The organism is Bradyrhizobium sp. 195 (assembly GCF_023101665.1).
Classification (GTDB): domain Bacteria; phylum Pseudomonadota; class Alphaproteobacteria; order Rhizobiales; family Xanthobacteraceae; genus Bradyrhizobium.
On record NZ_CP082161.1, the window covers coordinates 8,096,763 to 8,120,852 of the forward strand.

The 24,090-nt window shown below is 64.9% G+C and carries 19 protein-coding genes; 7 read left to right on the forward strand and 12 right to left on the reverse strand.

Annotated features, from left to right (window positions below):
- Nucleotides 1–130 precede the first annotated feature (130 nt).
- From IVB26_RS37715 to IVB26_RS37725, 3 genes are all read left to right on the forward strand, one after another.
- Nucleotides 131–1,360, forward strand: coding sequence for a divergent polysaccharide deacetylase family protein (locus tag IVB26_RS37715; protein WP_247969902.1), 1,230 nt, complete (start codon nt 131–133; stop codon nt 1,358–1,360).
- A gap of 76 nt (nt 1,361–1,436) precedes the next feature.
- Nucleotides 1,437–1,943 (forward strand): RNA pyrophosphohydrolase, encoded by a 507-nt coding sequence (locus tag IVB26_RS37720; protein ID WP_247969903.1) that lies wholly within the window; start codon nt 1,437–1,439, stop codon nt 1,941–1,943.
- Nucleotides 1,944–2,135: 192 nt separating this feature from the next.
- On the forward strand, nt 2,136–2,639 hold the full coding sequence (locus IVB26_RS37725) for an RNA pyrophosphohydrolase (RefSeq protein ID WP_247969904.1): 504 nt from the start codon (nt 2,136–2,138) through the stop codon (nt 2,637–2,639).
- 289 nt (nt 2,640–2,928) lie between these two features.
- Here the strand turns inward: IVB26_RS37725 and IVB26_RS37730 are convergent, their stop codons facing one another.
- From IVB26_RS37730 to IVB26_RS37755, 6 genes are all read right to left on the reverse strand, one after another.
- Nucleotides 2,929–4,596, reverse strand: coding sequence for an adenylate/guanylate cyclase domain-containing protein (locus tag IVB26_RS37730; RefSeq protein ID WP_247969905.1), 1,668 nt, complete (start codon nt 4,594–4,596; stop codon nt 2,929–2,931).
- Between the two features lie 152 nt (nt 4,597–4,748).
- Entirely contained in the window at nt 4,749–5,156 is a 408-nt protein-coding gene (locus IVB26_RS37735; protein ID WP_247969906.1) for a F0F1 ATP synthase subunit epsilon, read from the reverse strand.
- A 95-nt stretch (nt 5,157–5,251) separates the two neighbouring features.
- Nucleotides 5,252–6,694 carry a F0F1 ATP synthase subunit beta gene (atpD, locus tag IVB26_RS37740; RefSeq protein ID WP_246931249.1) on the reverse strand — a complete coding sequence of 481 codons (1,443 nt, stop codon included), beginning with the start codon at nt 6,692–6,694 and terminating at the stop codon, nt 5,252–5,254.
- Nucleotides 6,695–6,746: 52 nt separating this feature from the next.
- Nucleotides 6,747–7,622, reverse strand: a complete 876-nt coding sequence (locus IVB26_RS37745) for a F0F1 ATP synthase subunit gamma (RefSeq protein WP_247969907.1) — start codon at nt 7,620–7,622, stop codon at nt 6,747–6,749.
- 174 nt (nt 7,623–7,796) lie between these two features.
- A complete protein-coding gene (gene atpA / locus IVB26_RS37750) occupies nt 7,797–9,326 on the reverse strand; it encodes a F0F1 ATP synthase subunit alpha (protein ID WP_247969908.1) in 1,530 nt (509 codons plus the stop codon).
- Nucleotides 9,326–9,886 carry a F0F1 ATP synthase subunit delta gene (locus IVB26_RS37755; protein ID WP_247969909.1) on the reverse strand — a complete coding sequence of 187 codons (561 nt, stop codon included), beginning with the start codon at nt 9,884–9,886 and terminating at the stop codon, nt 9,326–9,328. The genes atpA and IVB26_RS37755 overlap by 1 nt, the downstream gene beginning before the upstream one ends.
- Nucleotides 9,887–10,561: 675 nt before the next feature.
- Here IVB26_RS37755 and IVB26_RS37760 point away from each other — a divergent pair.
- Nucleotides 10,562–11,068, forward strand: coding sequence for a septal ring lytic transglycosylase RlpA family protein (locus IVB26_RS37760; RefSeq protein WP_247969910.1), 507 nt, complete (start codon nt 10,562–10,564; stop codon nt 11,066–11,068).
- 380 nt (nt 11,069–11,448) lie between these two features.
- Here IVB26_RS37760 and IVB26_RS37765 read toward each other — a convergent pair whose 3' ends face one another.
- Nucleotides 11,449–13,659, reverse strand: a complete 2,211-nt coding sequence (locus tag IVB26_RS37765; RefSeq protein WP_247969911.1) for a primosomal protein N' — start codon at nt 13,657–13,659, stop codon at nt 11,449–11,451.
- A 111-nt stretch (nt 13,660–13,770) separates the two neighbouring features.
- On the opposite strand from IVB26_RS37765, the gene IVB26_RS37770 reads away from it, so the two are divergent.
- The 3 genes from IVB26_RS37770 (at nt 13,771) to IVB26_RS37780 (ending at nt 16,752) form a co-directional block, all read left to right on the forward strand.
- Complete coding sequence (locus IVB26_RS37770; RefSeq protein ID WP_247969912.1) at nt 13,771–14,736, forward strand: tyrosine recombinase XerC; 966 nt, start codon at nt 13,771–13,773, stop codon at nt 14,734–14,736.
- A 101-nt stretch (nt 14,737–14,837) separates the two neighbouring features.
- The gene (locus IVB26_RS37775) at nt 14,838–15,428 is read left to right on the forward strand and encodes a DUF4337 domain-containing protein (RefSeq protein ID WP_246930832.1); all 591 of its coding nucleotides are present in this window, start codon (nt 14,838–14,840) and stop codon (nt 15,426–15,428) included.
- A gap of 148 nt (nt 15,429–15,576) precedes the next feature.
- Complete coding sequence (locus tag IVB26_RS37780) at nt 15,577–16,752, forward strand: IS481 family transposase (RefSeq protein WP_247969913.1); 1,176 nt, start codon at nt 15,577–15,579, stop codon at nt 16,750–16,752.
- Nucleotides 16,753–16,881: 129 nt separating this feature from the next.
- On the opposite strand, the gene IVB26_RS37785 is transcribed toward IVB26_RS37780, so the two are convergent.
- The 5 genes from IVB26_RS37785 to IVB26_RS37805 all read right to left on the reverse strand — a co-directional run bounded on the left by IVB26_RS37785 (nt 16,882) and on the right by IVB26_RS37805 (nt 24,087).
- Nucleotides 16,882–17,412, reverse strand: coding sequence for a hypothetical protein (locus tag IVB26_RS37785; protein ID WP_247969914.1), 531 nt, complete (start codon nt 17,410–17,412; stop codon nt 16,882–16,884).
- Nucleotides 17,413–17,446: 34 nt separating this feature from the next.
- Entirely contained in the window at nt 17,447–18,847 is a 1,401-nt protein-coding gene (gene lpdA / locus IVB26_RS37790; protein ID WP_247969915.1) for a dihydrolipoyl dehydrogenase, read from the reverse strand.
- A 57-nt stretch (nt 18,848–18,904) separates the two neighbouring features.
- Nucleotides 18,905–19,666, reverse strand: a complete 762-nt coding sequence (locus IVB26_RS37795; RefSeq protein ID WP_247969916.1) for an SDR family oxidoreductase — start codon at nt 19,664–19,666, stop codon at nt 18,905–18,907.
- Nucleotides 19,667–19,718: 52 nt separating this feature from the next.
- Complete coding sequence (gene odhB, locus IVB26_RS37800) at nt 19,719–20,954, reverse strand: 2-oxoglutarate dehydrogenase complex dihydrolipoyllysine-residue succinyltransferase (protein ID WP_247969917.1); 1,236 nt, start codon at nt 20,952–20,954, stop codon at nt 19,719–19,721.
- A gap of 163 nt (nt 20,955–21,117) precedes the next feature.
- A complete protein-coding gene (locus IVB26_RS37805) occupies nt 21,118–24,087 on the reverse strand; it encodes a 2-oxoglutarate dehydrogenase E1 component (protein ID WP_247969918.1) in 2,970 nt (989 codons plus the stop codon).
- Nucleotides 24,088–24,090: the final 3 nt, after the last annotated feature.

The window sequence follows — 24,090 nt, forward strand, 5'->3', positions numbered from 1 at the left end:
CGACATCACGAAAGGGCGGCTCCTGGAGCCGCCCTTTTTGCTTGGAACTCCCGGCATCCCCGGCCTATCCCGGCCTGCCGCCGCTTGACCTCGGCGTGGTATCGTCATTCGCAGTGATTCGGGATCGCGCATGACTGAAACGGCCGATGATCTGAGCGCCCCGCTCGGACAGGATAAGCCGCGCCGGAAACGCCGGCTGCGGCTGCCGTTCACGGCCATGCAGCTGCTCGCCGTCCTGCTCGGCCTGTTCCTGGCTACCTTTGCCGGCTTCGCCATCTTCAACAAGGATCCGCTCGGCGGCGAGCCGATGACGCGGATCGCGCTCAAGCCGATGGACAAGGCATCGGACGAGAAGCCCGCCGCCGCAGGCCATGGGTCCGAAACCAAGCAAGAGGGCAAGCACGAAACCAACGAAGCGCCGAAGCAGGCCGCTCCCGGCGAGCAGAAGACCGTCACCATGATCGACGGCTCCACCGGCGCCCGCCACGACGTGGTGATCGGCGCCGGCGAGGCCGCCGACAAGGGCGATGCCGCAGGGTCGGCACCGCCGCCAGTCATGGCCGGGATCAATCCAAAACTGCTGGAGAAGTCACGCTACGGCATGATCCCGGTGGTCGCCGACGGGCTGAAGCCGTTCAACGTCTACGCAGCGGATGCCGACCGCGCCAAGGCGGCCAAGATGCCGGTGGTCGCCATCGTGATCGGCGGTCTCGGCGTCGGCGCCGCCAAGACCACCGACGCCATCATGAAGCTGCCGCCGGCGGTGACGCTGGCCTTCACGCCCTACGGCGCCGATCCCGGCAAGCTCGCCGAGCGGGCCCGCGCGCAGCGCCACGAGATCTTCCTGCAGATCCCGATGGAGCCCTACGACTTCCCCGACAACGATCCCGGGCCGCAGACGCTGCTGACCTCGCTCAGCGCCGACCAGAACATGGACCGCCTGTACTGGCATTTGAGCCGGATGCAGGGTTATGCCGGGCTCACCAATTTCATGGGCGCCCGCTTCATCGCGACGGAGCCGGCGATGCAGCCGATCATCCGCGAGGCGGCCAAGCGCGGCCTCGGCTTCTTCGACGACGGCTCCTCGCCGCGCAGCATCGCGCCACAGGCCGCGGCGAACCAGGCCATGCCGTTCGGCAAGGGCGACATCGCGATCGACGTGGTGCCGACCCCGACCGAGATCGACCGCGCCCTGAACAAGCTCGAATCGGCGGCACGCGAGCGCGGCGCGGCTGTCGGCACCGCCTCCGCCCTGCCCGTCTCGATCGAGCGCATCGGCGCCTGGACCAAGACATTGGGCGACCGGGGTATTCTTTTGGTGCCATTGACAACCGCGATGCTGAAATCAAAATCCAGCTAAATCAACGGATTGGTACGGCACGGGTCCTCGCGGGGCCATTCGCGCCCTACCGACAGCATGCGAGAGGTCTGGCGGAATGGCGCGTTACGAGGATCTGCCCTACCGGACCTGCGTCGGAGTGATGCTGATCAACACGAAAGGCCTGGTGTTCATCGGCCGCCGCGCCGGCGGCATCGAACATGTCGACGACACCCATGTCTGGCAGATGCCGCAGGGCGGCGTCGATCCCGGCGAAGACACCTGGGCGGCCGCCAAGCGCGAACTCTATGAGGAGACCAGCGTGCGTTCGGTCGAGCGGCTCGGTGAGGTCCCGGACTGGCTCACTTACGACATTCCGCGCACGGTCGCCGGTCGCGCCTGGAAGGGCCGCTACCGCGGCCAGCGCCAGAAATGGTACGCGGTGCGCTTCACCGGCAAGGACAGCGAGATCAACGTCGAAAAGCCCGGCGGCGGCGGCCACAAGGCCGAGTTCGTGACTTGGCGCTGGGAATCGATGAAGAATCTGACTGGGCTGATCATCCCGTTCAAGCGCCCGGTCTATGAGCGCGTGGTGCAGGAATTTTCCGCGCTGGCGGATGAATGATTTGCGGTCGCTCCACCCTCGCCCGTCATCTCCACCTAGTGCGCAAATTGCGCACGGGGGGCGGGGATCCATAACCCCAGGGCGAAGTTGGCGGCAGGTATCGACCACGACCTTTCAACCAACGACCGCCTGTGGTTATGGATTCCGGGCTCGCGCTCTCGCGCGCCCCGGAATGACGAAGAGAAGTAGCCCGTGACCGACCAGGAAAAGCCCTACCGCCCCAATGTGGGGATTGCCCTCTTCAACGCCGATGGCCGCGTGCTGATCGGCCACCGCTTCAAGGGCGACGGCCCCGAGATCATCCTGCCGGGGCTCGACTGGCAGATGCCGCAGGGCGGCGTAGACGAGGGCGAGAATCTGCGCGATGCCGCGATGCGCGAGCTCTGGGAAGAGACCAGCGTCGTCAGTGCGGACTATCTCGGCGAGACCGATTGGCTGACCTACGAATTCCCGCCCTATGACGGCCCGCAGACACACCGGCTGGCGAAGTTTCGCGGGCAGCGGCAGAAATGGTTCGCGCTGCGCTTCACCGGCAAGGATGACGAGATCGATCCGCTGACGCCGCGCAACGACCAGCCCGCGGAGTTCGACGCCTGGCGCTGGGAGCGTCTGGATCGCGTCGCCGACATCGTGGTGCCGTTCCGGCGGGAGGTTTATCGCGCGGTGGCGCGAGAGTTTGCGGCCTTTGGAAACTAGAACCGCGAAAACAACCCCATGCACAGTAGGACGGGGGTTGAAGTCGTTGGAGAATTTCCGCCGGAGATTTGCGCCTGAGGCACCATTCTCGTCAGCAAGACTGCCACCGCTTGCTCCGCTGCGCTCCCTCCCCCGCTTGCGGGGGAGGGTTGGGGAGAGGGTATCTCCGCAACCGAGAACCCCCAAGAGGAGAGAGCCCTCACCCGGCGCGTTGCGCCGACCTCTCCCGCAGGCGGGAGAGGTGCACCGAGCCACGCAGCCGCTTGATTCAACCTAAGCACATTCCAGGCTAATTGATCGGTCCCACCGTGAACGGACCGATTGCGAGGACGTGGCAATCGCTGTCGCACTTGGCGCAGTCGGCGAGCGCGGAGTTGACGGCGGTCTGCTCGTCGGCGGCCTTGAGGCCGAGGCCCGGCCGGCCGGCAGTGCCGACGGCAATCGCATTCCAGCCCATGGCGTCCGCGAGCTTGCGCACCACCTCGCCGCGCGCATCGGCCACGATCGAGGCATTGGAGGCGGCATTGAAAAAGCCGGTGATCCTGAACAGGGTCGGGATCGGCACGACGAAATTGTCGTCGACCGCGACCACGAGGCACGCCACGCCGGCGATCGCGCCGCATGATTCCAGGGAGCGGCGCGCGGCGTCGTCGGCGGACGAGGCGCCGAGCACCATGAAATATTGTCCGCCCGGCCCGAGTGCGACCGAACGCGATTTCGCTGCCGGCACGAACATGTTCTCGAGCCGGACTTTTTGCGGTTCGCGCACGATCGGAAAGTCCTTTGAGGCGAACGCCCGCTCGGTCATGGCGTCATGCCGCACCCAGGGCTGTGGCGGCATCGGCGGCTTGCCGTGGGTGTAGACGACAGTGTTGCCGACCGCATAGAGCTCGCAGCGCCGTGGTGATTGCGCGGCATCGGCGCGCTTCTGGCACTGCTCGAGCGCGCCGTTGCGCGCGGCCTCCTCGTTCGGCTGGTTCAGCGCCGAGCCGGTGAAGCCGCCGACATTGAGCGCGAAGGCCTTGTAGTCGCCGGCCGTGGAATAGTCGCCGGCGAGGAAGTTGCGGACACGCTCGTTGATGAAGGGCACGCTGTCGGCCGCAAACTTGCCGGCCATCGGCGCGGCCGACGGCGGCGGCGCAGGCATCGGAGCCATGGCAGCTCCGGCATTCTGCGGCGCCATTGGTGTCATCGGCGCCTTGGCAAGCTGGGTCGGCATTGGGCTCGGCGCCGCTGCGTTTGCCGTCGGCGCGGCACTTGGTGCCGCGGCCGGCGCCGCTGCGACATTTGCCGTCTGCTTGAGCTTGGTGTTGTAGAGAAAGCCGGTGACGGCGATGGCGACGATCGAGACCACCGCGACCACCAGCGGCCACATCCACACGGGGGCGGCGGCCAACTTCGAGCCCGGCTTCTTCAGTTGCGGCTTGCTATAGGTCCCGTCCTCGCGCCGCATCGCCACCATGTAGGCATGCACGGGCGTCGGGATGTTCTTGACCTCCTGCGCGCCGATATCGGCGAACTGCACCGAGAGCTTGTTGGCGACCTGCTCATGCACGGCGCGGGAGACGCAGATGCCGCCGACCTCGGCGAGACCTTCCAGCCTTGCCGCGATGTTGACGCCGTCGCCCAGCAGATCGCCGTTGCGCTCGACCACGTCGCCGATGGTGATGCCGATGCGGAACGACATCTGCCGGCTCGGCGGATAGGCCATGTTGCGGGTCCGCAACGACTCCTGGATGTCGATCGCGCAACGCACCGCATCGACCGCGCTCGGGAATTCCGCCAGCACGGCATCGCCCGCCGTGTTGAAGATGCGTCCGCCGGCCCTGGCGATGAAATCGTCGATGACCTCGCGATAGGAGGCCAGACGCCGCAGCGTCTCCTCCTCGTCTTCCGCGACCAGCCTCGAATAACCGGCAATATCCGCTGCGAATATCGCTGCGATCTTGCGTTTCATCTGTCACCCGCCCCGGGAACAAAATTCGCAAGGCAGAATGCCGTTATCGGAAGCGCGGTGCAACAAAGTTTCAGCGCCCGCCACGGTCAGTGACGAGCGCTGAACTTGTTCAGGAATTTTAGGCCTAAAGCCCCGGAGCGGTGCCCCGGGGCTTAGTGCATAGCCGTCGAGTTGAGCTGCTGCTGGATGCTCTTGTAGTGGTCGAGCCGCTCGATGGCGTTGTCGAGCTCGCTGCCTTCGTGCTCCTTCAGGCCCTCTTCCATCTCCGAGATAGTCTCGGCGAACCGGGCGCGGTCGAGCTCGGCCAGCGAGGTCGCGACATCGGCGAGCACGGTCAGGCCCCTTTCGGAAACTTCGGCGAGACCGCCGAGCACGATGACCTTCTCGTGGCGGCCAGCGGTGGTGATGGTGAGAATGCCCGGCCGGATCGCGGCCACGACCGGCGCATGTCCTGCCAGCACGCCGAAATCACCCTCGACGCCGGGGATGTCGACCTGATCGACCTCGCCCGAGAAGGCGAGCTTTTCCGGAGAGACGAGATCGAAGTGGAAGGTGGCCATGGTGTACCTGCGAGTAGCGAATAGCGAATGGCGAGTGGCGAACCGAACGAGGGAGCAGCGCGTCTTTTCGCTACTCCCTATTCGCCATTCGCCCCTTAGGCGGCTTCCGCCGCCAGCTTCTTGCCCTTCTCGACGGCTTCTTCGATGGTGCCGACCATGTAGAAGGCAGCTTCCGGCAGGTGGTCGTACTTGCCTTCCACCAGGCCCTTGAAGCCCTTGATGGTGTCGGCGAGCTCGACGAACTTGCCCGGCGATCCCGTGAAGATTTCGGCGACGTGGAACGGCTGCGACATGAAGCGCTCGACCTTGCGGGCGCGGGCCACCGTCAGCTTGTCCTCTTCCGAAAGCTCGTCCATGCCGAGAATGGCGATGATGTCCTGGAGCGCCTTGTAGCGCTGCAGCACCTGCTGGACCTGACGGGCAACCGCGTAGTGCTCCTCGCCGACGACCAGCGGGGAGAGCATGCGCGAGGTCGAGTCGAGCGGATCCACCGCCGGATAAATGCCCTTTTCGGCGATCGAGCGCGACAGCGTGGTCGTCGCGTCCAAATGCGCGAACGAGGTCGCGGGCGCCGGGTCGGTCAAGTCGTCGGCCGGAACGTAGATGGCCTGCACCGAGGTGATCGAACCCTTCTGCGTGGTGGTGATGCGCTCCTGCAGCGCGCCCATGTCGGTGGCGAGCGTCGGCTGATAACCCACGGCGCTCGGAATACGACCGAGCAGCGCCGACACTTCCGAACCGGCCTGGGTGAAGCGGAAGATGTTGTCGACGAAGAACAGCACGTCCTGGCCCTTGTCGCGGAAGTCTTCCGCGATGGTCAGACCGGTGAGCGCGACGCGGGCGCGGGCGCCCGGGGGCTCGTTCATCTGACCGAACACCAGCGCGCACTTCGACTTCACGCTCGGATCCGGATTCTTCGGATCGGCGTTGACCTTGGATTCGATGAACTCGTGATAGAGGTCGTTGCCCTCGCGGGTACGCTCGCCGACGCCAGCGAACACGGAGTAACCGCCGTGCGCCTTCGCGACGTTGTTGATCAGTTCCTGAATCAGCACGGTCTTGCCGACGCCGGCGCCGCCGAACAGGCCGATCTTGCCGCCCTTCGCATACGGAGCCAGGAGATCGACGACCTTGATGCCGGTGACCAGAATTTCAGCTTCGGTCGACTGATCGGTGTAGCTCGGCGCGTCCTGATGGATCGGGCGCAGGCCTTCGGACTTGACCGGGCCGGCTTCGTCGATCGGCTCGCCGATGACGTTGATGATGCGGCCGAGCGTGCCTTCGCCGACGGGAACGCGGATCGGCTGGCCGGTGTCGGTCACTTCCTGGCCGCGCACCAGACCTTCGGTCACGTCCATCGCGATCGTGCGCACGGTGGACTCACCGAGATGCTGCGCAACTTCCAGCACGAGGCGGATGTTACCGTTCTTGGTTTCCAGCGAATTGAGAATGGCCGGGAGGTGGCCCTCGAACTGTACGTCGACGACGGCGCCCATGACCTGGGTGACGCGACCGACCGGGTTAGCTGCTGTAGCCATGAAGCTCTCCTTCGAAATTCTGTACTTGAACGACCGTCGTTGAATTCGTGCGTCAGACCGCCTCGGCGCCGGAGATGATCTCGATCAGCTCCTTGGTGATCTGGGCTTGACGGGTTCGGTTGTAGATTTGGGTTTGCTTGCGGATCATTTCGCCGGCGTTGCGGGTGGCGTTGTCCATCGAGCTCATCTGCGCGCCGTAAAACGAGGCGTTGTTTTCCAGCAGCGCGCGGAAGATCTGCACCGCGATGTTGCGCGGCAACAGGCCCGAAAGGAGTTCGTCCTCCTCCGGCTCATATTCGTAGGACGTCGACGGCGCGTTCGCCGCCTTCTCTTCCACGACCAGCGGAATGATCTGCTGCGCGGTCGGGATCTGGGCGATCACCGACTTGAACTGCGCGTAGAACAGCGTGCAGACGTCGAACTCGCCGTTCTCGAAACGGGCCAGCACCTTCCTGGCGATGTCCTCGGCGTTGACGAAGCCGAGCTGACGAACGCTGCGCAGGTCGAGATGCTCAACGATCTGCTTGTCGAACAGGCGGCGGAGCTGCTCATAGCCCTTGCGGCCGACGCAGAAGAATTTGACTTCCTTGCCCTGCGCCATCAGCGCCTGGGCGCGATCGCGCGCAAGACGCACGATCGAGGAGTTGAAGGCACCGGACAGGCCGCGCTCGCCGGTGCAGACCAGCAGCAGGTGGACCTGGTCCCTGCCGGTGCCGGCAAGCAGCGCCGGCGCGCCGGGCGAACCGGCGGCAGCGCTGGCGATGTTGGAGATCACCGCGCTCATCTTGTCGGCGTAGGGGCGTGCAGCCTCGGCCGCCTGCTGGGCGCGGCGCAACCTGGACGCAGCGACCATCTGCATGGCCTTGGTGATCTTTTGCGTCGCCTTGGTGGAGGCGATGCGCACGCGCATGTCTTTAAGTGACGCCATTCTTCGTTCACCCCGGCGATCAGCCTGTGGCTGGACCGCGACCCTGTCTTGTCGTCATGCCCGGGCTCGTCCCGGGCATCCACGTCTTCGTCTCCACGCGGTGGCGCGTGGATGGCCGGGACTTCAATTGCGAAGACGCGCTTCGCGCTTTAGCCCGGCCATGACGGCTCTTGATTACGCGAAGCTCTTCGCAAAACCTTCGACAACCGACTTCAGCTTGGCAGCGGTGTCGTCGGCGAGGTCACGGGTGTCGCGGATCGAATTGAGGATCTCGACGTGCTTGCCGCGCAGCAGCGAGAGCAGACCGTCCTCGAACGCACGCACCTTGTTGACCGGGAGCGGATCGAGATAGCCGTTGGTGCCGGCCCAGATTACGCAGACCTGCTCTTCCATCTTCAGCGGCGAGAACTGCGGCTGCTTCAGGAGCTCGGTGAGGCGCGAACCGCGGTTCAGCAGGCGCTGCGTCGAGGCGTCGAGGTCGGAGCCGAACTGCGCGAACGCCGCCATTTCGCGGTACTGCGCGAGCTCGCCCTTGATCTTGCCGGCGACCTTCTTCATCGCCCTGGTCTGCGCCGACGAGCCGACGCGCGACACCGACAGACCGACGTTCACCGCCGGACGGATGCCCTGGAAGAACAGGTCGGTTTCCAGGAAGATCTGACCGTCGGTAATCGAAATGACGTTGGTCGGGATGTAGGCCGACACGTCGTTGGCCTGGGTTTCGATCACCGGCAGCGCCGTGAGCGAGCCCGAACCGTGGTCCTTGCTGAGCTTCGCCGCGCGCTCGAGCAGACGGGAATGCAGATAGAACACGTCGCCGGGATAGGCTTCGCGGCCCGGCGGACGGCGCAGCAGCAGCGACATCTGGCGATAGGCGACGGCCTGCTTGGACAGATCGTCATAGATGATCACAGCGTGCATGCCGTTGTCGCGGAAATACTCGCCAATGGTGCAGCCGGTGAACGGCGCGATGTACTGCATCGGCGCCGGGTCGGACGCGGTGGCGGCGACGATGATGGAATATTCCAGCGCGCCCTGCTCTTCGAGCACCTTGACGAACTGGGCAACGGTCGAACGCTTCTGGCCGATCGCGACATAGACGCAATACAGCTTGATGTTCTCGTCCGGCTGCGCGTTGAGCGGCTTCTGGTTCAGGATGGTGTCGAGCGCGATCGCGGTCTTGCCGGTCTGACGGTCGCCGATGATCAGCTCGCGCTGGCCGCGGCCGACCGGGATCAGGGCATCGATGGACTTGAGTCCGGTCGCCATCGGCTCGCTGACCGACTTGCGCGGAATGATGCCGGGCGCCTTGACGTCGACGCGCATGCGCTTGTCGGCCTGGATCGGCCCCTTGCCGTCGATCGGGTTGCCGAGACCATCGACAACGCGGCCGAGCAGGCCCTTGCCGACCGGCGCGTCCACGATGGCGCGGGTGCGCTTGACGGTCTGGCCTTCCTTGATCTCACGGTCGCCGCCGAAAATAACGACACCGACATTGTCAGTTTCGAGGTTCAGCGCCATGCCGCGGGTGCCGTTCTCGAACTCGACCATTTCGCCGGCCTGGACGTTGTCCAGACCATAGACGCGAGCGATACCGTCGCCGACGGACAGCACCTGTCCGACTTCGGAGACTTCAGCTTCCTGGCCGAAATTCTTGATCTGGTCCTTGAGGATCGCGGAAATTTCCGCGGCGCGGATGTCCATCAGCCTGCCTCTTTCATCGCGTGCTTGATCGAATTGAGTTTGGTGCGAAGCGAACTATCAATCATGCGGCTGCCGAGCTTGACGACGAGGCCACCGATGATCGAGGGATCGACATTCACGTTGAGCGCGACGTCCTTGCCGGTCACCGACTTCAGGGCAACCTTGAGGGCGTCGAGATTCTTGTCCGAAAGCGTCTCCGCCACGGTGACGTCGGCCGTCACCTCGCCCTTGAACCGGGCGACCAGGGCGCGGTAGGCGCGGATGACGTCAGCCACCGCGAACAGGCGGCGATTGGCGGTCAGGACTTTGAGGAAATTGGCGGAGATGCCGGCGATGCCGGCCTTGGCCAGCACGGCCGAAAGGGCCTTGGACTGGGCATCGGCCGCGAAAACCGGGCTGCGGACGAGGCGCTTCAGATCGGCGCTCTCGTTCAGCATGGCCTCGAATTTCTCGAGATCGGCTTTGACCTCGTCGACCACTTTCTGGTCGCGGGCCAGTTCAAACAAGGCCGTTGCATAACGGCCCGACACACCTGAAACGGACGTATCTTCTGCAGCCACAGACGCGCTCTTTTTGCTGTCAAACTCGCAAGGGAAAAACCGTCGCCACGAAGCGGCGCCAAGCGATCCAAGCCCTTGGAATTCAAGCGGGACTTCGATTTCCGACCAGCACGGGACGTGCCGGGCTCGTTAAAATCGCGGCTTTGCTAACATAGCAGGCGCGCAGGTGCAACATGACGCCAAATTAAAGGCACGAGGTTCTGTCGCCAGTTCGTCGCACGCCGGATGCATCGATCACCAGCTGGTGCAAGGACCGATCAACAAGGACGTCGGGAGCGATCCGCCCCAACACGGAATTGTCGCGAGCCTTCGGAGCGAACTCCCCTCGTTGGTTCCTGCCCTCAGCGCATAGCGGCCATGAACACGGATCGCTGAGGCGTGATTTTGGCCTCCCCAAATCCACTCGCCGAATACTTACCCAATTCTAAACGCTCAGCGCTTTGACTTCGTTTTACAGTATTCACATGTAATCAAAGGATTAATAAATCGTTAAAGCCGAAGATTACGGAACATCGGCTGAATATCCGATAGCGGTAACAAGATATTTCATGACGAAACAGAATGGATTTACTGCCCAATTCACGCCTCATTAGGAATCGAAACGCCAACCCGCTCACAAACTGATGGGGGCTCCACTAGCCACATATGTGGCAATACTAGCTTAGGGACCAGTAAATGCTGTCTTTGAAGACGCTGGGCTTTGTGACCCGGCCGCGCACGGCGATTGCTTTCGTTGCCGCAACTCTCCTCATCGGTGGAACCGCCACCGAAGCTTCCGCCAAATCTCGCCATCACCGGCATCACCATCATCACCGCCACCACGCCGCCCAGGCCGAGACCAACGCGACCTCCGATTGGCGCAACGCCAATGCGTCGATGACGCCGACCTCCGGCACCGGCCGCAGCTTCTCCGGCGTCGCGTCCTTTTACGGCAACGAGTCCGGCAGCAAGACTGCCTCGGGCCAACGCTTCAACCAGAACGCCATGACCGCGGCGCACCGTTCGCTGCCGTTCGGCACCAAGCTGCGCGTCACCCATGGCAGTTCGAGCGTCATCGTCACCATCAATGACCGTGGCCCGTTCATTCGCGGCCGTGTGCTCGATCTCTCCACGGGCGCTGCCCGCGCCATCGGCCTCACCGGTCGCGGCGTCGGCCGCGTCACCGCGGAAGTCGTCTCCTAGGGCGCGTTAGCGCCTCATCGACCGCGCAGTTTTTCATCAGTTTGCTGCGCACATGAAACAAGCCCGCGGTCTTGGGGGACCGCGGGCTTTTTGTTGCCTGTCATGCCGCTAATGTCCCGGACAAGCTGCAGCGCCGCCAGGCGTTGCGGCGCAGAGCCGGGACCCAGGAGCCGCGAGCTCCTCTGCGACATGGGCCCCGGCTCTGCAGCGCACCGCTAAGGAGCGCTGCGCTGCGTCCGGGGCACGACGGAGGAGAGAGAAGCACTGCTCTCACGGCGTCATTGCGAGCGCAGCGAAGCAATCCAGGAATCTTTCCGTGGAGGGACTCCTGGATTGCTTCGTCGCAAGGGCTCCTCGCAATGACGTGGAGAGAGCGGCGGCTACAAAAAGCTCTGCGGATCGACGTCGACTTCGAGCTTCTGGTTGCCCGTCGGCTTGGGGCAGACCGCGAGCCAGTTGCGTAAATAGTCCGACAGATCGAAGCCGCGCGCCGATTTCACCAGGATGCGGAAGCGGTAGCGGCCCTTGATCACGGCGAGCGGCGCCTCCGCAGGCCCGAGCACCACGACGCGCTCATCGCGCGGCGCGAGCGCGACGAGACGGCGGCCAAGACCCTCGGCGCTCGGGCGGTCGCCCGCGGAGATAATCAGGCTCGCGAGCCGGCCGAACGGCGGATACAGCGTCTTCTCACGCAGATCGATTTCGCTGTCATAGAATGCCTCGCGGTCGCAGGCGATCAGCGCTTTCATCACGGGATGATCGGGCTGGTGGGTTTGGAGATAGCCGACGCCGCGGCCCTGCTCGCGCCCGGCGCGGCCGATCACCTGGTTGAGCAATTGCCAGGTGCGCTCCGCCGCGCGCGGATCGCCGTTGCTCAGACCAAGATCGGCATCGACCACGCCGACCAGATTGAGCCGCGGGAAATTGTGGCCCTTGGCGACGAGCTGCGTGCCGATGATGATGTCAACGCGACCCTCCGCGATCTCGGCGAGTTCGCTGCGCATCGTCTCGATCGAGGTGATGAGGTCGCTCGACAGCACCATGGTGCGCGCTTGCGGAAACAGCGCAGCCGCCTCCTCCTGCAGCCGCTCGACGCCGGGCCCGACTGCGACCAGCGATTCCTCGGCCGAGCAGTGAGGGCAAATGTGCGGGCGCGGCATCGAGAAGCCGCAATGATGGCAGACCAGGCGCTGGCGGAAACGGTGATCGACCAGCCAGGCATCGCAGATGGTGCAGGCGAAGCGATGGCCGCAGCCGCGGCACAGTGTCAGCGGCGCATAGCCGCGGCGATTGAGGAACAGCAGCGCCTGCTCGCGCTTTTCGATCGCGCCTCTGATCTCGCCGGCAAGCCGCGGCGAGATGAAGCGGCCGCGCGCGGGCGGCTCGCGGCGCATGTCGATGGCCTCGATATGCGGCATGTGCTGGCCGCCAAAGCGCGAGGGCAGCGCGATGCGCTGATAGCGGTTCTTGCGCGCATTGACCTCGGACTCGACCGAGGGCGTCGCGGACGCCAGCACGACCGGGATCTTTGCGATATGCGCGCGCACCACCGCCATGTCGCGGGCGTGATAATGCACGCCCTCGTCCTGCTTGTAGGCCTGGTCGTGCTCTTCATCGACGATGATGAGGCCGAGATCGGCGTAGGGCAGAAACAGCGCCGAGCGCGCGCCGACCACGACCGGCGCGGTACCGCCAGAGATCGCCGCCCAATTGCGCGCGCGGGTGCGCGGCGTCAGCTCGGAGTGCCATTCGATCGGCCGCACGCCGAAACGCTGCGCGAAGCGGTCGAGGAACTGGCCGGTCAGCGCGATCTCCGGCATCAGGATCAGCGATTGCTTGCCGCGGCGGATCGTTTCAGCAACGGCCTCGAAATACACCTCGGTCTTGCCCGAGCCGGTGACGCCGTCGAGCAGTGCGACGTGGAAGGTGCCGTTGGCCGCGAGCGCGCGCATTGCATCCACACCGGCACGCTGCAGCGGCGAGAAATCTGGTCGGCCGAAATCCGGATCGGGCACAGGCGGGGGCGCGGGCGGCGGCATCGGCTCGACCGTGAGCGTGCCTTCATCGACGAGGCCGTCGATCACGCCGGCCGAGACACCCGCCTCCTTGGCGGCCTCCGACTTGCCGTGCAGCAGCCGGTCCGACAGCACCTCGATCACGCGCGCCCGTGCCGGCGTCAGCCGTCGCGGCGGATCGCCGACCAGGCGCACGCCGGGGCGCACCCGCTCGGGGCCGAGATTCTCGCCCATCCGCAGGCACATCCGCAGCACCATGCCGCGCGGGCTCAGCGTGTAATTGGCGACCCAATCGACCACGGACCGCAGCTCGGGCTTGAGCGGCGGGATGTCGAGCTTCTCGCTGACCTCCTTGAGGCGGTTGTGCAGGCGCGGATCCGGATTGGCGTTTTCTCCCCAGACCACGGCCAGCACCTCGCGCGGCCCGAGCGGCACACCGACGAGATCGCCGGCCTTCAACTCCATCCCGCGGGGCACCTTGTAGGAATAGGTTTGGTCGAGCGCGACCGGCACCAGCACGTCGACCATGCCGGTCGCGTTGGTGGGGGCGGTGGTGCTGCGCGACGTGTGATCCATGAACGGAGAATCGGAACCCGGGATTTCAAGGCTATCGCCCTGGGGCGGCCTTAGCGAACGATAAACGAGTGTGATGCGATATACTGTAGGGAATCACCACGTCCAGAGCGCATGAGCAAAGCGGCCGCCCCACAAATCGAGCTCGCCAGCGCCGATCCCTCGATCGCGCAGGAGATAACGCGCTGGCTGTCGCATCTCGGCGCCGAGCGGCGACTGTCGCCGAAGACGCTGGAGGCTTATGGCCGCGACTTGCGGCAATGCCTGGATTTCCTCTGTGCCCATTGGGGCGAGCGCGTCACGCTCAAGCGCTTCGCCGCGCTGGAAGCAACCGACGTGCGCGCCTTCATGGCGATGCGCCGCGCCGACGACATTGCCGGCCGCTCGCTGATGCGCGCGCTGGCGGGCCTGCGCTCCTTCGGCCGCTTTCTCGAGCGCGAAGGCAATGGCAAGGTCGGCGCGCTCTCTGCCATTCGCGCCCCGAAGGTCGCAAAGAGTCTGCCAAAGCCGCTGCCGATGGCATCCGCAAAGCGTCTTGCCGACGCCGACGAGCGCGCCGGCGAGGATCGCGAAACCTGGATTCTGTCGCGCGATGCAGCGGTGATGGCGCTCTTGTACGGCTCGGGCCTGCGCATCTCCGAAGCGTTGGGGTTGAAGCGCCGCGAGGTGCCGCGGCCGGGCGAAGGCGACGTGCTCGTCGTCACAGGCAAAGGCAACAAGACCCGCATGGTGCCGGTGCTGCAGAATGTGCTGGAGCTGGTGCAGCAGTACGTTGCGATGTGTCCGTACTCGCTGCCGGCGGACGGCCCGATCTTCGTCGGCGCGCGCGGCGGCCCCTTGAGCCCGCGCATCATCCAGCTCGCAATGGAGCGACTGCGCGGTGCGCTCGGCCTGCCCGACAGCGCCACGCCGCACGCGCTCCGGCATTCCTTCGCCACGCATCTGCTGTCACGCGGCGGGGACCTGCGCGCCATCCAGGAATTGCTCGGCCATTCCTCGCTCTCGACCACGCAGGTCTATACCGGCATCGATTCCGAGCGCCTGCTCGAAGTCTATGCCAGCGCGCATCCGCGGCGCTGAACTGGCGCTGAATCCTGACATGAAGCTGTCATAGCTCGCGTGCCTCTTGCGCGTCGCCCGCGGTTCGGTCAATCGTTGCGGAACCGAGGCAGGAGAGACGTATGAGCGCACATGAAAGCATGGAGCACGCCGAGCACGCCGAACACGCGTCCGGCTCGAACAAGAAGATCGCGCTCCTGATCGCCGTGCTGGCGCTATTCCTGGCGATCTCGGAGACGCTCGGCAAGGGCGCCCAGACCGAATCGATCAGCAAGAACGTCGAGGCCGCCAATCTCTGGGCGTTCTTCCAGGCCAAGAGCATCCGCCGCACCGTGGTGATCACCGCGGCCGAGCAGGGCAAGCTGACGCTGGGCGGCACGAGTGACGACGCCATGAGGGCGACGGTTCAGAAGCAGGTCGACGACTGGACCAAGACTGCGCAGCGCTACCGCTCCGAGCCCGAGACCGGCGAAGGCACCGAGCAACTCGCGGAGAAGGCCAAGCACGCCGAGCACGATCGCGACGAGGCGACCGCGAAATACCACCATTTCGAGCTGGCGTCGGCCGCGTTCCAGATCGGCATCGTGCTGGCCTCGGCGACCATCATCACCGGCATGTTCGCGCTGGCCTATGTCGGCGGCATCCTGACGCTCGCCGGCCTTTTCATGACCGCGCTCGGCCTGTGGTGGCCGCATCTGCTGCACTTGCATTGAGGGAGCGCGCTGTCGCGCACGCTTGAAGCCTCACAGACAGTGTCATGCCCCGGTCGAGTGTTTAGCCCGGACAGATCACTGACGGGTGTTCGGAGACATAGCTGACACATCAACATTGGCTGGATTGGTCCGATTCGGGAGGCCGTCCATGCCCTGGAGTGAGGTGTCAGCAATGGATCAGCGTCACGAGTTCGTGCGGCTGGCTTTGCAGGAGGGCGCCAATCGGCGCGAGTTGTGCCGACGGTTCAACATCAGCCCTGACGTGGGCTACAAATGGCTGCGGCGCTGGCAGGCTGGCGATCGAGAGCTGGCCGACCGCTGCCGTTGCCCGCATGCGATGCCCAAGCGCAGTGAGGCTGCGGTCGAGGCACAGGTTCTGGCCGTGCGGGACAAGCATCCGGCTTGGGGAGCGCGGAAGATCGCTCACTGCCTGAAGCGGCGCGGGCAGACGGTGCCCGTGCCGTCAACGGTGCACCAGATCCTGTGTCGGCACGGTCGGGTCAAGCCAAGCGAGAATGCACCGCCCAATCCGGGGCATCGCTTCGAGAAGGAAGCTCCTAACCTGCTGTGGCAGATGGACTTCAAGGGACACCTGCCGCTCGCCAACGGGACGCGATGTCATCCGCTGACAATTGTCGACGATCACTCGCGCTATGTCCTGTGCCTGAAGGCCTGCGCCGACGAGCAGCGTCTTACCGTGCAGGATCATCTGACGACGACGTTCCGCTGCTACGGCCTGCCGGAGGCTTTCTACACCGACAACGGCTCACCGTGGGGCGATACGTCAGGTGTTCGTTGGACCGGGCTGAAGGTGTGGCTGCTCAAGCTCGGTGTCAGGGTGGTGCATGCCAGGCCCTGTCACCCGCAGGCGCGCGGCAAGAACGAACGCTTCCATCGCACCCTGAAGGCCGAGGTTCTTGCCATGCGTCGCTTCCGCACTCTGCCGGAGGTCCAGCGCGCCTTCGACGCCTGGCGGCCAGTCTACAATCTGGAACGTCCCCACCAGGGCCTCGATATGCACGTCCCCGCCGATCGCTTCCGGCCGAGCACCCGTGCCATGCCGGCTCGCGTTCCGATCGTCGAATACGACAGCGGTGAGATCGTGCGCAGAGTCTCATCGACAAGACCCTACATCTCCTTCAAGGGGCGCTTCTGGAAGGTTTCCCAGGCCTTCGCCCGCGAGCGCCTCGCCATCCGGCCGCTGGACCGCGATGGCCATTACGGCATCTTCTTCGCCAGCTGGCAGGTCGCATCGATCGACTTGACCAATGGCCAACCTGTCAGTGATGTGTCCGAACAGGTGTCAGCCATGTCTCCGGACTAAACAGTAGGCGGGGCATCCAGTACGCCGCGGCCTTTCGGTTCAACCACTGACGTCTCTGGAATACTGGATCGCCCGGTCCTAGTGCGCAATTGCGCACTGGCCGGGCGATAACAGCGGTCTACGCCGCAATTAGCGCGCCTCGTGCACGCTCTTCCTGAAACGCTGGATCAAACGCAGCGTACGTGACGACCACCCCTCCCCGTTGCCGGCGATCAGCTCGCGGATGCGGCGCTTGACCGGGTCGACCAGCTCGGCGGCCTTGGCGCGCACCTTCAGCACGAGATCGTAGATCCGCTCGAACCAGTGCATCTCCAAGAGCTTGTCGCGCGTCACGTCGAACACGAAGGCGGTGACGCCGACGCCGAGCAGCTTTGCGAAAACGATCGTGAAGATCGCGCTGGTCCAGTACTCATGCGTGAGCAGCCACAGGCCGACCAGCTTGAGCGGAAACAGCGGGACGATGGGGACCGCGAACACGATCAGCGTCGTGGCCGGCGACAGCGCGTCGACCCGCTCCGTCAGCCATTGCTTGAAGCGCGCCAGCGGAATCGCCGCGACAATCCGCGCGACGATCGGCTCGAGATGGTCCCACAGCCAAGCTTCGATCAGGAAGACGATCGCAAGCAGGACCCAGACCGGTTGAAGAAGGCGGCGCAGCATGTGTTTCCCGCCCGATTCGGTCCTGGGCGCGTGCCTACATATGGATGGCCCGCTTGCCGACTGCAAGCGCGGCCTCCTTGATGGCCTCCGAGCGGGTCGGATGGGCGTGGCAGGTGCGCGCGAGATCCTCCGCACTGCCGCCAAACTCCATGAGAACGCAGGCTTCATGGATCATTTCGCCGGCTTCGCGGCCGATAATGTGCACGCCGAGCACGCGATCGGTCTTCGCATCTGCGAGGATCTTCACAAAGCCGTCAGTGGTCTGATTGACCTTGGAGCGGCCGTTGGCGGTAAAGGGGAACTTTCCGACGGTATAGGCTGTCCCTGCCTGTTTCAGTTCCTCCTCGGTCTTGCCGACGCAGGATACTTCCGGCGTGGTATACACGACGCCTGGGATCACATCGTAATTCACGTGACCGGCCTGGCCTGCGATGATCTCGGCCACCGCAACGCCTTCGTCCTCGGCCTTGTGCGCAAGCATCGGGCCCGCGACGACGTCGCCGATGGCGTAGACGCCCTTCAGGCTGGTGGCGAAATGCGGATCGATCTGCACGCGGCCACGGGGATCAAGCGCAACGCCGGCTTCCTTCAGGCCGAGAGCGTCCGTGTACGGCACGCGGCCGATGCAGACCAGCACGACGTCGGCGTCCAGCGTCTCGGCGGCGCCGCCGGCGGCGGGCTCGATCGTCGCCTTCAGCGACTTGCCTGCCGTGTCGACGGCGGTGACCTTGGCGCCAAGCTTAAACGCAAAACCCTGCTTTTCCAGGATGCGTTGGAATTGCTTGGCGATCTCGCCGTCCATGCCGGGCAGGATACGATCCAGGAATTCGACCACCACGACTTCGGCCCCTAAGCGATGCCAGACCGAGCCGAGCTCGAGGCCGATCACGCCGGCGCCGACGATCAGAAGCTTGCCGGGGACCTTGTCCAGCGACAGCGCGCCGGTCGAGGACACGATGCGCTTCTCGTCGATCTCGATCCCCTTCAGACGCGCGATGTCCGAGCCGGTGGCGATGACGATGTTCTTGGTGTCGACGACTTGCGACTTGCCGTCGGCGGAGACCTCGACCTTGCCGCTGCCGAGGATCTTGCCGGTGCCCTTGAGCACGTCGATCTTATTCTTCTTCATCAGAAACTCGACGCCCTTGACGTTACCGTCGATGCCCTGCTGCTTGAAGTTCATCATCGCGGGAAGATCGAGCTTCGGCGACGAGACCGACACGCCCATTTTCGCAAAGGAATGGCCGGCTTCCTCGAACATTTCGGAGGCGTGCAGCAGCGCCTTCGACGGCATGCAGCCGACATTGAGGCAGGTGCCGCCGAGCGTGGCGTTCTTTTCGACCACGGCGACTTTCATGCCGAGCTGGCTGGCGCGCACCGCGCAGACATAACCGCCAGGTCCAGTGCCGATGACGACGAGATCGTAGGTAGCCATGAGAGAAAGTCCCGTAAGTTTAGCGTGATGAGGATGCGTCAGCGTCCGCGCGGCGCGTCAGCGTCCGCCGGACACATCGAGAATGGCTGAGGTGACGTAGGAGGCCTCGTCCGACATCAGCCAGACGATGGCGTTGGCGATTTCGTCGGCGGTGCCGACGCGCTTCATCGGCACCAAATGGGCCAGACGATGGGCGCGGTCGGGCTCGCCGCCGGCGGCGTGGATCTCGGTGTCGATCAGACCGGGGCGGATGCCTGCGACGCGAATGCCCTCGTTCGCAACCTCATAACCGAGGCCGATGGTGAAGGAATCGATCGCGCCCTTGGAGGCCGCATAGTCGACATAGGTGTTGGGCGCACCGAGCTTGGCGGCGACCGACGACAGATTGACGATGACGCCGCCCTTGCCGCCGTGCTTGGTCGACATCCGCTTCACCGCCTCGCGCGCGCAGAGGATCGAGCCGGTGACGTTGACCGCCATCACGCGCTGGATGCGCTCGGCCGACATCTCGTCGACGCGCACGCCGCTTTGACCGACGATGCCGCCATTGTTGACGAGCGCGCCGAGCGTGCCGAACTTGTCCGCTTCCTTGAACAGCTCGATGATGTCGCGTTCCTCGGCGACATCGCATTTCACCGCGATCGCCTTGCCGTTGCTGGCCGCGATCTGCGCGACCACCTCGTCAGCGGCGGTCTTGTTGCTGGCATAGCCGACCACGACGCGAAAGCCGCGCGCGGCCGCTGCAATCGCGGTCGCCCGCCCGATGCCGCGGCTGCCGCCGGTGATGACAACGACTTTATCGGTCACGCGCGCCTCCATGGTTCGACATGCGCCGCCGCGAATCGCGACGGCGCTCGCAGAGCATCAGGGATCAGAGATCGAGCACCAGGCGCGCCGGATCTTCCAGGCTCTCCTTGACGCGAACCAGGAAGGTGACGGCTTCCTTGCCGTCGATGACGCGGTGATCATAGGACAGCGCCAGATACATCATCGGGCGGACCTCGATCTTGCCGCCGACGACCATCGGGCGATCCTGGATCTTGTGCATGCCGAGGATGCCCGACTGCGGCGCGTTCAGGATCGGGGTCGACATCAGCGAGCCGTAGATGCCGCCATTGGTGATGGTGAAGGTGCCGCCCTGCATCTCGTCGATCTTGAGCTGGCCATCGCGGGCGCGGCGACCGAAATCGGCGATGCCCTTCTCGATGTCGGCGATCGACTTGTGGTCGCAGTCGCGCACCACGGGCACGACGAGGCCCTTGTCGGTGCCGACGGCGACGCCGATGTGGTAGTAGTTCTTGTAGATCAGGTCGGTGCCGTCGATCTCGGCGTTGACGGCCGGGATATCCTTCAGCGCCTGCACCACGGCCTTGGTGAAGAAGCCCATGAAGCCGAGCTTGGAGCCGTGCTTCTTCTCGAACGCATCCTTGTAGTGCGCGCGCAGCGCCATCACGTTGGTCATGTCGACCTCGTTGAAGGTCGTCAGCATGGCCGCGGTGTTCTGCACGTCCTTGAGCCGGCGCGCGATGGTCTGGCGCAGCCGGGTCATCTTGACGCGCTCTTCGCGGGCGGCATCATCCGCCGGCGAGGGCGCGCGCACCTGCACGGCGGCGGCGGGCTGGTTGACCGGGGTCGGCGCGGAGGCCGCACGCTCGATCGCGGCGAGCATGTCGCCCTTGGTGACGCGGCCGTCCTTGCCGGAGCCCGGAACGGTGGAGGCGTCGACGCCGCTCTCGGCCGACAGTTTTCGCACGGAAGGCGCGAGCGGGGCGTCGGCCGGCGGCGCCTTCGCAGCCGGGGCCGATGCAGCAGCGGCTGCCGCGGGAGCAGCAGCAGGCTTGGCAGGCGCAGCGGCCGGCTTGGCAGCGCCGACACCATCGGTGATCTGGCCGAGCAGCGCGCCGACGGCGACGGTGGCACCATCGGCGGCGATGATCTCGCTCAGCGTGCCCGCGGATGGCGCCGGGACTTCGATGGTGACCTTGTCGGTCTCGAGCTCCACCAAGGGCTCGTCAACGGCGACGGGATCGCCGGCCTTCTTGAACCAGCGGCCGATGGTGGCCTCGGTGACGGATTCGCCGAGCGTCGGCACACGAATTTCAGTCATGGTCTTTGTCCTTAGGGATCGCCGGTGCGGTCGTGAATTCACAGGTGTCATCGCCCGCGAAGGCGGGCGATCCAGTACGCCGTGACGGTCATGATGACGACGAACGACGCGGAATACTGGATGCCCCGCCTTCGCGGGGCATGACGACGTCTTTAAAAACTTCTTAGCTCAGTGCTTCGTCCAGGAACGCCTTCAACTGCGCCTGATGCTTGGACATCAGACCCGTGGCGGTCGCAGCGGAAGCGGCGCGGCCGACATAACGCGGACGCCGGCTCGCACCGTGCACCTGGTTCAGCACCCATTCCAGATAGGGCTCGATGAAGTGCCAGGCGCCCATGTTGCGCGGCTCTTCCTGGCACCACACCACTTCGGCCTTCTTGAAGCGCGACAGCTCGGCTACCAGCGCCTTCAGCGGCACCGGATAGAGCTGCTCGACGCGCATCAGGTAGATGTCGTCGATGCCGCGCTTCTCGCGCTCCTCGTAGAGGTCGTAATAGACCTTGCCGGAGCACAGCACGATGCGGCGGATCTTCTCGTCGGGAACGAGCTTGGTCGCCTCGCTCGGCTGCATCTGGGCGTCATCATAGAGGATGCGGTGGAAGGTCGTGTCCTTCGCGAGCTCCTCGAGACGCGACACCGCCCGCTTGTGACGCAGCAGCGACTTCGGCGTCATCAGGATCAGCGGCTTGCGGATCTCGCGATGGAGCTGGCGCCGCAGCACGTGGAAGTAGTTCGCCGGCGTGGTCGGGTAGACCACCTGCATGTTGTCTTCGGCGCACATCTGCAGATAACGCTCGAGGCGCGCCGAGGAATGCTCCGGCCCCTGGCCTTCATAGCCATGCGGCAGCAGGCAGACCAGGCCGGACATGCGCAGCCATTTGCGCTCGCCCGAGGAGATGAACTGGTCGAACACGACCTGCGCACCGTTGGCGAAGTCGCCGAACTGGGCTTCCCAGAGGGTCAGCGTGTTCGGCTCGGCGAGCGAATAGCCGTATTCGAAGCCGAGCACGGCTTCTTCCGACAGCAGCGAGTTGATGACCTCGTAATGGCCCTGCTCGTGGCCGAGATGGTTGAACGGCGTGTAGCGGCTCTCGTCTTCCTGGTCGATCAGGACGGAATGACGCTGCGAGAAGGTGCCGCGCTCGGAGTCCTGGCCCGACAGGCGGACGTGGTGGTTCTCGTTGAGCAGCGTGCAGAACGCCAACGCCTCGCCGGTCGCCCAATCGATGCCGACGCCGGTGTCGATCGCCTTGGAGCGGTTCTCCAGGAAGCGCTGGATGGTGCGGTGGGCGCGGAAACCGTCCGGCACCTTGGTGATCTTGCGGCCGATATCCTTCAGCTCGGCGACGTCGACGCCGGTGACGCCGCGCCGCGCATCCTCTTCCTGGTCGGCAATCTTGAAGCCGGCCCACTTGCCGTCGAGCCAGTCGGCCTTGTTGGGCTTGTAGCCGGAGCCGGCCTCGAGCTCGGCGTCGAGCCGCGCACGCCAGTCGGCCTTGGCCTTGTCGACCTCGCCCTCGGTCAGCACGCCTTCGCTGATGAGGCGGCGGGCGTAGAGCTCGAGCGTGGAGGGATGGGCCGCGATCTTCTTGTACATCACCGGCTGGGTGAAAGCCGGCTCGTCGCCTTCGTTATGGCCATGCCTGCGGTAGCAGAACATGTCGATGACGACCGGCTTGTGGAACTTCTGCCGGAACTCGATCGCGACCTTGGCCGCAAACACGACGGCTTCCGGATCGTCGCCGTTGACGTGGAAGATCGGCGCGTCGATCATCTTCGCCACGTCGGACGGATAGGGCGAGGAGCGCGAGTAACGCGGATAGGTGGTGAAGCCGATCTGGTTGTTGACGATGAAGTGCACGGAGCCGCCGGTGCGGTAGCCCTTCAGGTCGGACAGACCGAAGCATTCAGCCACCACGCCCTGGCCGGCGAACGCGGCATCGCCATGCATCAGCAGCGGCAGCACAGAGATGCGCATGTCCGGGGGATCGCCGTGCTGGTCCTGCTTGGCGCGGACCTTGCCGAGCACGACGGGATCGACGATCTCGAGATGCGAGGGGTTGGCGGTCAGCGACAGATGGATGCGGTTGCCGTCGAACTCGCGGTCCGAGGACGCACCGAGGTGGTACTTGACGTCGCCGGAGCCTTCGACCGCGTCGGGGTTGGCCGAGCCGCCCTTGAACTCGTGGAACAGCGCGCGGTGGGCCTTGCCCATCACCTGGGTCAGCACGTTGAGGCGGCCGCGATGCGGCATGCCCAGCACGATCTCCTTCACGCCGAGATTGCCACCGCGCTTGATGATCTGCTCGAGCGCGGGGATCAGCGATTCACCGCCGTCGAGGCCGAAGCGCTTGGTGCCGGTGAACTTGGTGTCGCAGAACTTCTCGAAGCCCTCGGCCTCGATCAGCTTCATCAGGATGGCGCGGCGACCTTCGCGGGTGAACGAGATTTCCTTGTCCGGCCCCTCGATGCGCTCCTGGATCCAGGCCTTCTGCGCGGCATTGCTGATGTGCATGAACTCGACGCCGAGCGTCTGGCAGTAGGTGCGCTCGCAGATCGCGGTGATCTCGCGCAAGCTGCCGTATTCGAGACCGAGCACGTGATCGAGGAAGATCTTGCGATCGAAATCGGCTTCGCTGAAGCCGTAGGTGCGCGGGTCGAGCTCTTCGCGGTTGCGCGGGGGCTCGATGCCGAGCGGATCGAGCTTGGCGTGGAAGTGGCCACGCATGCGGTAGGCGCGGATTAGCATCAGGGCGCGGACGGAGTCGCGCGTCGCCTGGAGCAGGTCGGCCGAGGAGAGACCGGCGCCCTTGTCGCCTCCCTTGGCCTGCGCCTTGGCCGCGATCTTGGCACCGACCGCCTTCTCGACCTCGGCCCAATTGCCGTCGAGGGCGGAGGTCAGGTCATCCTGCGGGGTGAGCGGCCAGTTGTCGCGCTCCCAGGACGGGCCCTCGGCGTTCTTCCGGACGTCCGCCGGCTGGTCGTTGAGGCTCTTGAAGAACTCCTGCCACTCGGCGTCGACCGAGGACGGGTCCTTCTCGTAGCGGGCGTAGATTTCGTCGATGTAGGTGGCGTTGGTGCCCTGCAAAAAAGAGGACAAGGCAAAGGCTGCGTTCGCGTCCTGGCGAGACATACT